Raw genomic sequence first — 12,212 nt, forward strand, 5'->3', positions numbered from 1 at the left:
TGCTTAAAGGAGAAAAGGCAATGGGCGCCATCGCGACCACACGTCAGACTGCCAGCGCGGTCGAGGAAGAAGCGCAGTACCTGACGTTCATGCTCGGCACGGAGATGTTCGCCATCGGCATCCTGTGCATCAAGGAAATCATCGAGTACGGCAACCTCACCGTCGTGCCGATGATGCCGGCCTTCGTGCGCGGGGTGATCAACCTGCGCGGCGCGGTCGTACCGGTGGTGGACCTGTCGGCCCGGTTCGGCCGGCCGAACTCCACCATCAGCCGCCGCAGTTGCGTGGTCATCATCGAGGCTGCCAGTGCCGACGGGCTGGCCCAGGACATTGGCCTGCTGGTGGACACGGTGTCGGCCGTGCTGGAAATCCCGGCTTCGCAGATCGAGCCGCCACCGAGTTTCGGCGCGAAGATCCGCGCCGATTTCATCAGCGGCATGGCCAAGGTCGATGGCAAGTTCGTCATCGTGCTGGAGGTGGACCGGGTGCTGTCCATCGACGAAATGTCCGAACTCGCCCAGGCCAGCCCCGCCGCGTTGGAAGCGCCAGACTCATGAGCACAGGCACTTGCACGGAACGCACAGTGAACTCAATGGCGCTCACCGACCGGGAGTTCGGCCAGTTCCAATCCTGGCTGTACCAGGCCGCCGGCATCAACCTGTCGCCGGCCAAGAAAGCCCTGGTGGCCGGACGCCTGTTCAAGCGCCTCAAACACTATGAGCTGGACAGCTACGGCGAGTATTTCAAGCTGATCATGAGCGGCCAGCGCAGCGACGAATTGCAAGTAGCGCTGGACCTGCTCACGACCAACGAAACCTATTTCTTCCGTGAACCCAAGCACTTCGACTTCCTTCGCGATCACGTGCTGCCCCATGCGACGCCGGGCAAGACCTTTCGCCTGTGGAGTGCGGCCAGTTCCTCCGGCGAGGAGCCCTACAGCCTTGCCATGACCCTGGCCGAATGCCTGGGCACCACGCCTTGGGAGGTCATCGGTTCCGACATCAGCATGCAAGTGTTGGCAAAGGCGCGTTCCGGGCATTATCCGATGGAGCGTGCGCGCAACTTGCCCCATTCACTGCTGGTGAAATATTGCCTCAAGGGCACCGGCAGCCAGCAAGGCACCTTGCTGATCGACCGGGCGTTGCGCAACCGGGTCAACTTCATCCAGGTCAACCTCAACGACACCCTCCCGGAGCTGGGGGAATTCGATGTGATCTTCCTGCGCAACGTGATGATCTATTTCGACCAGCCCACCAAAAGCAAAGTGGTTGCCCGGCTGATCCCGCGGCTCAAGCGCGGCGGGTACTTCATCGTGAGCCATTCGGAAAGCCTCAACGGCGTCTCCGATGCGTTGAAACTGGTCGCCCCTTCGATCTACCGCAAGCCATGAGCGCCGCGATCAGGGACGTGGCCGAGGTCTATCTGGGGCCGGGGGAGTTTCGCTTTGCGACCTGCCCGACCCGGCTGCGCACGATCCTCGGCTCCTGCGTGGCGATTACCCTGTGGCATCCACAACGCAAGATCGGTGGCATGTGCCACTTCATGTTGCCCAGCCGGGTGCGCTGTTCCACCGCGCTGAACGGGCTGTACGCCGACGAGGCCATCGAGCTGTTCATCCGGCAGGCGCGGGCCCATCGCACTGAGCCCGAGGAATACCAACTCAAGTTGTTCGGCGGCGGAGAAATGTTTCCCGAGCTGCAACGCCACGTGGCGTTCAGCGACGTGGCGCGATTGAATGTCAACGCCGCGCTGGAAATGGCCGCCCTCTATCGCCTGGACCTGATCGCCCAGGACATGGGCAGCACTGGCTACCGCAGTATTGTTTTCGACCTGTGCAATGGCGATGTCTGGGTCAGGCACCAACCGATAAGGACGCTGAATTAACCATGCCAGGCAGAAAAATCAATGTATTGCTGGTGGACGACTCCGCCGTGGTCCGCCAGGTATTGCTGGCGATCCTGAGTGACACGCCGGACATCAACGTGATCGGCGCGGCCTCCGACCCGATTTTCGCCATGGACAAACTGGCGAAGGAATGGCCCGACGTGATCGTGCTGGACGTGGAAATGCCGCGCATGGACGGCATCACGTTCCTGAAAAAAATCATGAGCGAACGGCCCACGCCCGTGGTGATCTGCTCGTCATTGACGCCCAAGGGCGCGGAAACCACGTTGCAAGCCATGGCCGCCGGCGCGGTGGAGATCATTACCAAGCCCACCAGCGGCTTGAAGAACTTCCTGTTGGACTCGGCACCGGAACTGGTCTCGGCCATCCGCGCCGCCGCCCAGGTCAACGTCCGCAACCTGGGCAAACGCGCGGCCCCGGCAGCCCCACTGACGCCCGCGACCAAACTCACCGCTGACGCCATGCTGCCTGCCGCCAACGGCCACGCCATGGCCCAGACCACCGAACGCATCGTCGCCATCGGCACCTCCACCGGCGGCACCCAGGCGCTGGAAGCCGTCCTGACCGCCCTGCCGCGCGTGTGTCCAGGCATCGTCATCGTCCAGCACATGCCGGAAAAATTCACCGCGTCCTTTGCCGCCCGGCTCAACAGCCTGTGCCAGATCGAAGTGCGCGAAGCGAAGAACAACGACCGCATCCACCCGGGCCTGGCGCTCATTGCCCCCGGCGGAAAACACATGATGGTGACCCGCAGCGGCGCGTTCTATCACGTGCAGGTGGTGGACGGCCCGCTGGTCAATCGCCATCGCCCTTCAGTGGATGTGCTGTTCCGCTCGGTGGCCAAGTTCGCCGGGCGCAACGCCACGGGCATCATCATGACCGGCATGGGCGACGACGGCGCCCGCGGCCTGAAGGAAATGCTCGACGCCGGCAGCGCCACCGTCGCCCAGGACGAAGCCAGTTGCGTGGTGTTCGGCATGCCCAAGGAAGCGATCAAGCTCAACGCCGCGCAACGGGTGATGCCGTTGCTGGAGATTGCGCAGGTGATCTTGCATCGGTGATCCACCCATCTGTTCTTGAGTGAACGCTGTTGTGGCGAGGGAGCTTGCTCCCTCGCCACAAGAAAAGCTGTTTAAACAGGCGAGATCGTTGCCAGCACACCAATCAGCAACGTCAACGCCAGGAAACCTCCCAGAAAAATCGCCATCTTTGCCATGAGCATTCTCCCTATAGAGTCATTGCGGCAGGCGCAAATTCTGGCGCGAGAACTGAGACCAATACAGACGCACCTGCCCTAAAAAAATGCGGATCAGCGCATAAACCCAGCAACCCACAACGCCGGAAACGAACAAGTCAGCCGTGATCCCGGCTATGATGCCCCACGCCCATTTGACGGGCATGCTGCAAGCCACCCTCAAGGACCCAGGTATGACTCTTCTGCCGTCACGCGCCACTCTCTTCGTCTCCAGCCTCCTGTTCAGCTCACTGTGCCTGGCCGAAGGCGAGCCGGCGGAAAGCGTCATCAAGGACTCGACCAAATCCGCCGTCTCGACCTTCATTACCGCCGGCAAGAACCTGTTGGGCGGTGTGAGCGAAGGCGTGCTCGATGGCCGAGAGTCGGTCCAGGGCACCGACGGCGCTGCGATCATCTCCTCCGGCGAGCAGATGAAAGACCGCATCACCGTCGAGGTGTTGAAGCTTGAGCCCAGCGAAGAAAGCGTCACCATCACCCTCGGCTTCAAGAACAGAACCGACACCCAATTGCGCCTGATCAACCTCGGGCAGACAGGCGCCCTGCTCGCCATCGACCAGGCAGGCTACGCCAACCGCCTCACCGGCCTGGACAACCCCGACGAAGTCACCGTCCCGCCAAAGATCGCCGTGCGACAGAAATTCGTTTTCGAAGGCATGAACGAGGCGATCAGTGCTGTGCGGATGTGGGGTGCGGATTATTCGGTCAAGAAGTAGCTTTCATCAGTGACTGCCTGCTCAGGACACTCAGGATTACCTGACCAGTCGAGTGTCCAAGCCAAAGCGCTCTTGAGAAATAAGCTTGAATTGGCCCTTCGCCAAATCGCAGCTCACCAGCAAATTCCAGGAATGCCGGGTCACCGCTGAAGGAATCAGCACAAAGGGAAACTGCGCCAATAACTCATCGGCAAACCATTGCTGATTGGGCGAAGGTTGAGCCGGGGTGAGCCAGTTTGGATTCGGCACCTCTTCGGCATGCACCACCTTGATCAGTGCCGGATCCAGTACCTCAAAGCAGGTCAGCAGGTAGGGCACCTTATCCAGCGCGTCGAAACCAAGATGAGCCGCGACTTCCAAGATGGCGGTGGAGGGATCGGCCGAAGCATAAATCACGCGACGGCCAGGGGGATTCCAACGTCCGCCTGAGCGTTGTGCGCCGATTCCGCTATCCCAGGTCTCCTTGTAAACCTCGCGATCAAGACGCCAAGCGTGCCACTGCCCCTCCCAAGGCAAGGGGCTCATTGATAAATCCCATGCTCGATACGGCTCAGATAATCTTCCACCACTTGGAAGCCCAGCGAATTATCGATCAACTCCAAGGGCACATGACCATCCAGATACTTGCAGGGCTTCTTGAGCCAGTCTTCCGCCAACGACTGGCTGCCGAACACCTCTGTTGCGTGCTCCAGCGCTTGGGCATATTGGAACGCGACAGTACTCTGCTGTCGGTTTAACCGTATCGGTTGAGCATCTTTCGCTAATCGCTGCACAGTCCTCACAGACTTGCCGGTAATGCGCTCAAGCAAACCGTGCTCCATATACAAGGCGGACGCGGAAAGCATCTTCCTGACATCGTCCAAACTGAAACCTTCTTGCGTGTATCGGAGGATCAATAAGCGTTCGTCCCCTTTGCGCCCCCGCAATAGTATTTGGGTCGGCTTTTCGACAGTCTTCTTTGGGCTCGTCTTCGCCGCTTTAGCTGTGGACTTGGCTGTGGGCCTCTCTGCTTGCTTGGCTACTACGGTCATTAGGCTGACCTCCTTGCGACATTTGTCGCAATCATAGCGCCAAATGTCATACGCATGACAAGTGAATTTATCAGCCTTGACCTCCTGGCTTCCTGGCATCGACTTTTCCTCACAATATAAAACGAGACTGGACATGCCTCGCGCAGCATTGGGCTAGGCCAAGATGCTAAGGACGGCGCTTCCGAAGGCCAACCCTAAAATGTCGTAAGAGAATTCATCCACTTACCCAAAACGCGACCTTTTGCTGTCAGAAGCACACCCATCCCGTGGCGAGGGAGCTTGCTCCCGCTGGGCCCTGTAGGAGCTGGCGAAGCCTGCGATCTTTTGATCTGTCGCGTGGAATACGTCATCCCCAAAGATCGCAGCCTCGCTTCGCTCGACAGCTCCTACAGGACCAGCAAGACCCGACGAGAGCTTGCTCCCGCTAGGTTGCGCAGCAGCCCTCGCTCTTCTGAACCACCTCTCGCTTCATCGTCGCACCTCATTACCAAGTGGGCCCGATGGCCCGTAGCCCCAAGCGAGGTGGATTGAAAGTGGCGTTTTCCGACTGGACGCTCGGCCCCGCGCTGGGCAAGGACTTGCACGATCTGTCCTGAGCGTCGCCGTTTTGCAACGTTCTGTATCCAAGACACACAGCCATACAAACACACCGCCGAATGACATATCCCAGATACACGGCAAGCGCCAAATGGCCCCGTCCGAACAGGCAGTCCCGCCTTGCTTTGACCCGACATGCCCAGCACCGGGGAGCAGCGCGACACCGCCACGGCACACCCCGCGCACCGTTGCCGGGGCCATACAGCTCTTATCTGGAGAAATTTCATGACCCGTACAAAAAATTCCAGCACCGCTCGCCTCGCCCTCGCCGCCCTCGCCCTGTCCGGTGGCTTGAGCCTGGCCCAGTCCGCTTTCGCCGTCGAAGCCCTGCCCCAGGGTTACCAGTTGGCTTCGGCTGAAAAGACCTCAGAAGGCAAGTGCGGCGAAGGCAAATGCGGCGCCGCCGAATCGGGCAAAAAAGTCACCCAGGCCGAAGGCAAATGCGGTGAAGGTAAATGTGGCGACGCGTCTTTTGCCCGTACCGACACCGACGATGACGATCGCGTCTCGCTGAAGGAATTCCTCGGCGTCGCGCCGACCCAGCAAGCCGAATTCGAAAAGATGGACAGCAACCACGACGGCTACCTGTCCGAGGCCGAAACCTACAAATACCGCACCGGCCAATACACGGCCAACGGCAAGAAAGTGCCAACCGAGCTGTTCACCCGCATGAGCCAGGCCAAGGAATAACCCCCTTCGCTCCGACCCTCCCGGACATTTACGCCGGGAGGGTTTGGTCATCCCTGGAGAACCGCGATGAATACTTTCACTTCCCCCAGCGGCGCCGGGCTCGGCCTGCGCCGCGCCATGCTTGGCGACCTGCTCAAGATGGCCCCGGGCGCCGTGGATTTCCTCGAATGCGCCCCGGACAACTGGATCGGCGTCGGCGGCATCTACGCCGAACAACTGGACCAACTGGCCGCACGGCATCCCATCACCTGCCATGGGCTGTCGTTGTCCCTCGGCGGCCCCCAACCCCTCGACCTCGACCTGCTGCGGGGCACACGACAATTTCTCGATCGCTACGCCGTGGCGATCTACAGCGAACACCTGAGCTACTGCTCCGACAGCGGTCACCTCTACGACCTCTTGCCGATCCCCTTCACCGAAGAAGCCGTCCACCACGTCGCCACCCGCATACGCCAGGCCCAGAACGAGCTGGGCCAACGCATCGCGGTGGAGAACATTTCCTATTACGCCGCCCCCTTCCAGGCCATGAGCGAAATCGACTTTATCAACGCGGTGCTTGAGGAAGCCGACTGCGACCTGCTGCTGGACGTCAACAACCTCTACGTCAATGCCATCAATCACCGTTACGACGCCGAGAAGTTCCTGGCAGCCCTCCCCGCGCAACGCGTCACCTACCTGCACGTTGCCGGCCATTACGACGAAGCCGACGACCTGAAAATCGACACCCACGGCGCCGCCGTCAAGCCAGACGTGTGGACGCTGCTGCACCAGACCTACCAACGATTCGGACCCGTACCGACGCTACTGGAGCGCGACTTCAACTTCCCGCCCTTGTCGGAACTGCTCGCCGAAGTCGGGCAGATCAAACAGCTCCAGCAACGCGCTTGCCCGGTAATCCCGGAGGCCCGCCATGCCTGATCAACTGCTTGAACAACTCAACTGCATGGCCAGCTACGTGCGCAACCCCCTCCAATCGCCACCGCCCGGGCTCGAAGCCCGCCGCCTGGCCATCTACCGCCAACTGTTCATCGGCAGCATCGAATCACTGCTGGCCGCCAGCTTCCCGGTCATCCAGCAAACCCTGCCGCCCGCCGACTGGCGATGGCTGGTCCACGACTTCTACGCCAACTACCGCTGCCAGACGCCACTGTTCACAAAACTGGCAGGCGAGTTCGTCACCTACCTGGAACAACACCCGGACCTGGACGACCTCCCGTCCTGGCTGCCCGAACTCGCCCAACACGAATGGAGCGAAAGCGCCCTGCTGCTGAGCGACGCGGTGGAACCGTCGCACAACCCCTCCGGCGACCTGATCGAGGGAACGCCCGTGGTGTCGGAACTCGTGCAAGCGCATGCCTATGAATGGCCGGTGTGCGACATCGGACCGGATTATCAGCCGGGTGAAAAACCGATGGCGCCGACCTTGGTCCTGCTTCAGCGCCGTGGAGGGCAAGTGACATTTTCGCGCCTTGCGCCGCTGGCTTATGGGTTGTTGCTGTCACTGATGGAGCATCGCCGTAGTGGGCGGGAGCATCTGGTTGCGTTGGCTGAGATGGCTGGGGTGACGGTGCGGGAAATCATGCCAATGGGGGTGGCGGCGCTTGAGGGGTTCAAGGCGCAGGGGATTGTGTTGGGGGTTCGTTGGGGGTGACCGGTATGCGGGCGGGCTCCTGGCGAGCTGCTGAAACAGCCGTCTTGCCCGACAGGCTCGGCGGCAGATAATCCTGCCCTGGCAGGCGTCAATGCGCGGCCGGCAAAAACGCCAGCAACGCATCGGTGACTGCAGCGGGTTGCTCTTCCGCCACCCAGTGCCCCGCACCTTCTATGTTGACCGCACGCACATTCACAGCGACGTGCCGCAAGTGATCGCCGATGATCGCCCCCATGCCGCCCTCTCCCCCAATGCCCAGTACCGGCATGGGCAGCTTGTGCCGGGCAAATGCCTGGTTGGCCTGAATATCCTGGGGGAATGCACGGTAGTACTCGAAGCCGGCCCGCAGGGCACCGGGCATGGCATAGGCACGACCGTAGATCTCGTCGGTCTGGTTATCGAACGCCCGGGAGTTGATGGCCTCGGCATTGTGGAACCACTTGAAATATTCCAGCTCACGGCCGCTGATCAACGCTTCAGGCAAGTCCTGGACGCTATGGAAGTGGAAATGCCAGGCACGGGGTGACTGGGTGATCTCGTTCCAGGGTTCGATACCCGGCAACGGTACGTCCATGATCGTCAAGGTGCTGAGTTGTTCGGGGTGTTGTGCGGCATAGGCGTACGCCACCATGCCCCCCATGTCATGCCCGACCAGATTGATTCTCGGCCCCAGGCCCAGATGCGCAACCAGCCCGTGAATGTCCTGGGCAATAGTGGCTTTGTCGTAACCGCCGGCGGGCTTGGCGGTGTCGCCAAGACCCCGCAGGTCTGGCGCCAGAACCGTGTAGCCGCGCGCGACCAGCTGCGGCATCACGAACCGCCACATGTAGGACGTCGATCCCCAACCGTGCAGCAGCACCACTGTCTGGGGCCCGCCTTTGGCCAGTAGATAGTGATAACGCACACCGTTGATATCGGTCTTTCCGTCGATGATACGGCGGCTGGTCTCGGCCAGTTGTTCGACTGAAACGGCAGGCTGCGAAGGGTCCGCCGTGCCAGCCATCAAAGGGCTGGTGGCCATCGCCGCAACCAATGCAGCACCCAGTAGCGAAAGGCGCATAGAGACTCCAGACATGAACATGGGAAAGACCATGCACCATGATCGGTAAAGCCGGACCGAATGCGAATTGCACCTGGGTAGTTAAAAAACATACCAAGGTCTGGTTGCTTGAACCCCCATGACCCCTCGATATCTCTGCTGATGCGGTCTCGATCTACGTTCTGGAGAAGCTGAAAGACTTCATCGCCGCAGCGGGCGGGAGCATCTGGTTGCGTGTGCTGAGGTGGCTGGGGTGACGTGACAGGAGATCATGCCAGTGGGCGTGGCGGCGCTGGTTACTACGTACATGTCTCCCCCAACCGTCCATCGCCTCCCCCCGCTCCTCCAACCAACACTTTGAACTACTCGCCCCCTCCTCCAACCGAAAATGTCAGTAGGTCCGCAACGAACCTGATCGTGGCGACCGTACCGTCCCCACCTAGGAGGTATACCCAAGTGAAAGCGCTACGCTGGCATGGAAAGAAAGACATCCGCTGTGATGACCATCTCCCCGACCCCACGATAGAAGACCCGCGAGACGCGATTATCAAGGTGACGTCGTGCGCCATTTGCGGCTCGGACCTGCACCTGTATGACGGTTTCATGCCCGGCATGAAGCATGGCGACATCATGGGCCATGAGTTCATGGGTGAAGTGGTGGAAGTGGGCTCGGCCAACAAGAAGTTGAAGATCGGCGATCGCGTCGTGGTGCCCTTTACGATTTGTTGTGGTGAATGCGATCAGTGCCGCCGGGGTAACTTCTCTGTATGCGAGCGCAGTAACCGCAACAAGGATTTGGCCGACAAGGCCTTCGGCCACAGCACGGCGGGTCTGTTTGGCTATACCCACCTCACCGGCGGCTACCCCGGGGGACAAGCCGAATACGTGCGCGTGCCGTATGCGGACTTCACCCCGGTGGTGATTCCCGAGGGGCTTACCGATGAGCAGGTGTTGTTTCTTGGGGACATCTTCCCTACTGGCTGGCAGGCCGCGGTGCAATGCGATATCCAGCCAACCGACACCGTGGCCATCTGGGGCGCCGGCCCGGTCGGCCAGTTCACGGTGCGCAGCGCGGTGATCCTCGGGGCCCGGCAGGTGGTGTGCATCGACAACGTGCCCGAGCGCCTGGCCATGGCGAAGGCCGGTGGCGCCATCACCATCAACTTCGATGAAGAAAGCGTGCTGGACCGCCTGGCCGAGTTGACGGCGGGCAAGGGGCCCGAGAAGTGCATCGACGCGGTGGGCATGGAGTCCCACGCGACCCGTTCGTTCGACTCCATCTACGACCGGGTCAAGCAAGCGGTGATGCTGGAATCCGACCGCCCCCACGTGCTGCGGGAAATGATGTACATCTGTCGCCCCGCCGGAACATTGTCCATCCCCGGGGTCTATGGCGGTCTGATCGACAAGATTCCGTTCGGCGCCGCCATGAACAAGGGCCTGACCTTCAAGATGGGGCAGACCCACGTGAATCGCTGGACCGACGACCTGCTCAAGCGCATCCAGGAAGGGCAGATCGACCCCAGCTTCGTCATCACCCACACCGTGAGCCTTGAAGACGGACCGGACATGTACAACACCTTCCGGGACAAGAAAGACGGCTGCGTGAAGGTGGTGCTCAAGCCCTGACCCCAGGGTCATGCCGCTCCCCGGATTGAGGGTTCGCCCGTGATCGCGAGGCGGCGGCTCATTTCCCCCCGGTCACATCAAGAAAGGTTCCGGTCACGAACGACGCCTCCGCGCTCGCCAGCCACAGAATCGCCCGCGCCACTTCCTCTGGCTGGCCGCCCCGGCCCATGGGGATCGAGTCCTTGACCCGATCGACCCGCCCCGGCTCGCCGCCGCTGGCGTGCATGTCGGTGTAGATGTGCCCGGGGCGAATGCAGTTGACGCGGATGCCTTCCCGGGCCACCTCTTTGGCGAACCCGATGGTGAACGTCTCCAGGGCTCCTTTTGACGCGGCGTAATCGACGTATTCATGGGGGCTGCCGAGGCGCGCCGAGGCCGAAGAGATGTTGATCACCACGCCGCCCGGACCGTTGTGCCGGTAGTCCATGCGCTTCACCGCTTGCTGGGCGCAGAGGATCGGACCGATGGAATTGACCGCGAAGATGCGCTGCATGCGTTCGAAACCGAGGTCCTCCAGGCGTGACTGGGTGGACAACACCCCGGCGTTGTTGACCAGCACGTCGATCCGCCCGAACGAGCGGTCGATGGCCTTGAACAATGCCTCGACCTGCTGGGGGTCCGCGCTGTCGGCCCGCACGGCCAGCGCCCGACGGCCCAGCGCCTGCACATCCGCCACCACGGCCAGTGCCGCGGGTTCGTTGGCGACGTAGCTGATCGCGACGTCATAACCTTTTGCGGCGGCGAGCCGGGCGGTGGCGGCGCCTACCCCGCGACTTCCACCGGTTATCAGGATCAGCGGTGCCGCCGAGACGTTATCCATTGAAATACCTCCTAGCCAATGATGAAGGTGCCGCTGGCAATCACTGCGCACGCCAGGATCCGGCGCGCGGTGAGTGCCTCGCCAAGGAATGCGTAGCCAATCAGCAACGCGAACAGCACGCTGGTTTCGCGCAGTGCCGATACCGCGCCCAACGGCGCTTCGTTCATGGCGTAGATGACGATGCCATAGGCGAGCAACGAGACCAGTCCGCCGGCCAACGCGGAGAATATTCCGGGGCGCAGCGAAAACAAGCTGCGGGCGTCGCGCAGGCCGATGTAAACGGCCGGCATCAGCACGCCCCATAAGGCGCACATCCACACCGTGTAGGAAAGCGGAGCGCCGGAGAGCCGGGCACCCATGCCGTCGACGACGCTGTAGGCCGCGATGAAGCAACCGGTTCCCAGCGCGTAGGGCAAGCTGGGAACCGACAGGCTGCGGCCCTTGAAGGCCAGCGAGATAATACCGCCCGATACCAGCGCAATCCCCAGCATCTCGCCGGGGGTGATGGTCTCGCCGGCAAAAATGGCGGCCCCCAGGGTGATCAGCGCCGGCGACGATCCTCGGGAAATCGGATAGATCTGCCCGAGGTCGCCGACCCGGTAGCTGCGCACCAGGAACAGGTTGTAGCCGACATGCAGCAGCGCCGAAAGCACCGCATAGCCCCAACTCTCAACCGCAGGCGGCACCATGAACGCTGCGGCAACGACACAGGTGACGGCGATGGCAATGCACATCACCGTCATCGACCACAGCCGATCGGCACCGCCACGCAGCAGTGCATTCCAACTGGCATGCAGGAGCGCGGCGAAAAGAACCAGGAAAACGATATGGATAGGCATGGTCGCCATTCTAGGCAGCCCAGCGCCCGGACTACAGCGAAGT

General features: G+C 61.4%; 15 protein-coding genes. 9 read left to right on the plus strand and 6 right to left on the minus strand.

All coding sequences use genetic code 11. The features are described from left to right. The first annotated feature begins 20 nt into the window (after positions 1 to 20). Genes M8Q45_RS13980 through M8Q45_RS13995 form a run of 4 tightly spaced genes read left to right on the plus strand, consistent with a single transcriptional unit; the run spans position 21 to position 2,966 of the window. Positions 21 to 557 carry a chemotaxis protein CheW gene (locus tag M8Q45_RS13980; RefSeq protein WP_030142246.1) on the plus strand — a complete coding sequence of 179 codons (537 nt, stop codon included), beginning with the start codon at positions 21 to 23 and terminating at the stop codon, positions 555 to 557. Continuing rightward, positions 554 to 1,390: a CheR family methyltransferase gene (locus M8Q45_RS13985; protein WP_249875237.1), complete on the plus strand. Its 837-nt coding sequence runs from the start codon at positions 554 to 556 to the stop codon at positions 1,388 to 1,390. The genes M8Q45_RS13980 and M8Q45_RS13985 overlap by 4 nt, the downstream gene beginning before the upstream one ends. Beyond that, positions 1,387 to 1,884: a chemoreceptor glutamine deamidase CheD gene (gene cheD, locus M8Q45_RS13990; RefSeq protein ID WP_249875238.1), complete on the plus strand. Its 498-nt coding sequence runs from the start codon at positions 1,387 to 1,389 to the stop codon at positions 1,882 to 1,884. The genes M8Q45_RS13985 and cheD overlap by 4 nt, the downstream gene beginning before the upstream one ends. 2 nt (positions 1,885 to 1,886) lie before the next feature. Further along, positions 1,887 to 2,966, plus strand: coding sequence for a protein-glutamate methylesterase/protein-glutamine glutaminase (locus tag M8Q45_RS13995; RefSeq protein ID WP_249875239.1), 1,080 nt, complete (start codon positions 1,887 to 1,889; stop codon positions 2,964 to 2,966). 174 nt (positions 2,967 to 3,140) lie between these two features. On the opposite strand, the gene M8Q45_RS14000 is transcribed toward M8Q45_RS13995, so the two are convergent. Then, the gene (locus M8Q45_RS14000; RefSeq protein WP_249875240.1) at positions 3,141 to 3,305 is read right to left on the minus strand and encodes a hypothetical protein; all 165 of its coding nucleotides are present in this window, start codon (positions 3,303 to 3,305) and stop codon (positions 3,141 to 3,143) included. A 28-nt stretch (positions 3,306 to 3,333) separates the two neighbouring features. On the opposite strand from M8Q45_RS14000, the gene M8Q45_RS14005 reads away from it, so the two are divergent. Further along, a complete protein-coding gene (locus M8Q45_RS14005) occupies positions 3,334 to 3,873 on the plus strand; it encodes a hypothetical protein (protein WP_249875241.1) in 540 nt (179 codons plus the stop codon). 36 nt (positions 3,874 to 3,909) lie between these two features. Here the strand turns inward: M8Q45_RS14005 and M8Q45_RS14010 are convergent, their stop codons facing one another. Both M8Q45_RS14010 and M8Q45_RS14015 read right to left on the minus strand, forming a co-directional pair. Next, entirely contained in the window at positions 3,910 to 4,398 is a 489-nt protein-coding gene (locus tag M8Q45_RS14010; RefSeq protein ID WP_181290363.1) for an RES family NAD+ phosphorylase, read from the minus strand. Continuing rightward, positions 4,395 to 4,904 carry an Xre family toxin-antitoxin system antitoxin gene (locus M8Q45_RS14015; RefSeq protein WP_249875242.1) on the minus strand — a complete coding sequence of 170 codons (510 nt, stop codon included), beginning with the start codon at positions 4,902 to 4,904 and terminating at the stop codon, positions 4,395 to 4,397. The genes M8Q45_RS14010 and M8Q45_RS14015 overlap by 4 nt, the downstream gene beginning before the upstream one ends. A gap of 822 nt (positions 4,905 to 5,726) precedes the next feature. Between M8Q45_RS14015 and M8Q45_RS14020 the strand changes: the two genes are divergently transcribed. From M8Q45_RS14020 to M8Q45_RS14030, 3 genes are all read left to right on the plus strand, one after another. Beyond that, positions 5,727 to 6,191, plus strand: a complete 465-nt coding sequence (locus tag M8Q45_RS14020; RefSeq protein ID WP_249875243.1) for an HvfA family oxazolone/thioamide-modified RiPP metallophore — start codon at positions 5,727 to 5,729, stop codon at positions 6,189 to 6,191. Positions 6,192 to 6,257: 66 nt separating this feature from the next. Continuing rightward, positions 6,258 to 7,109 (plus strand): HvfB family MNIO-type RiPP peptide maturase, encoded by an 852-nt coding sequence (locus M8Q45_RS14025; protein ID WP_249875244.1) that lies wholly within the window; start codon positions 6,258 to 6,260, stop codon positions 7,107 to 7,109. Then, positions 7,102 to 7,842 carry an HvfC family RiPP maturation protein gene (locus M8Q45_RS14030; protein WP_249875245.1) on the plus strand — a complete coding sequence of 247 codons (741 nt, stop codon included), beginning with the start codon at positions 7,102 to 7,104 and terminating at the stop codon, positions 7,840 to 7,842. The genes M8Q45_RS14025 and M8Q45_RS14030 overlap by 8 nt, the downstream gene beginning before the upstream one ends. 88 nt (positions 7,843 to 7,930) lie before the next feature. On the opposite strand, the gene M8Q45_RS14035 is transcribed toward M8Q45_RS14030, so the two are convergent. Beyond that, positions 7,931 to 8,902, minus strand: a complete 972-nt coding sequence (locus M8Q45_RS14035; protein WP_249875246.1) for an alpha/beta fold hydrolase — start codon at positions 8,900 to 8,902, stop codon at positions 7,931 to 7,933. Between the two features lie 435 nt (positions 8,903 to 9,337). Between M8Q45_RS14035 and M8Q45_RS14040 the strand changes: the two genes are divergently transcribed. Beyond that, on the plus strand, positions 9,338 to 10,510 hold the full coding sequence (locus tag M8Q45_RS14040; RefSeq protein ID WP_249875247.1) for a zinc-dependent alcohol dehydrogenase: 1,173 nt from the start codon (positions 9,338 to 9,340) through the stop codon (positions 10,508 to 10,510). Positions 10,511 to 10,568: 58 nt separating this feature from the next. Here the strand turns inward: M8Q45_RS14040 and M8Q45_RS14045 are convergent, their stop codons facing one another. Next, entirely contained in the window at positions 10,569 to 11,330 is a 762-nt protein-coding gene (locus M8Q45_RS14045; protein ID WP_249875248.1) for an SDR family oxidoreductase, read from the minus strand. Positions 11,331 to 11,341: 11 nt separating this feature from the next. Next, a complete protein-coding gene (locus tag M8Q45_RS14050) occupies positions 11,342 to 12,169 on the minus strand; it encodes an EamA family transporter (RefSeq protein ID WP_249875249.1) in 828 nt (275 codons plus the stop codon). Between the last annotated feature and the right edge of the window lie 43 nt (positions 12,170 to 12,212).

It is taken from the genome of Pseudomonas sp. T1.Ur (assembly GCF_023516725.1).
Classification (GTDB): Bacteria; Pseudomonadota; Gammaproteobacteria; order Pseudomonadales; family Pseudomonadaceae; genus Aquipseudomonas; species Aquipseudomonas alvandae.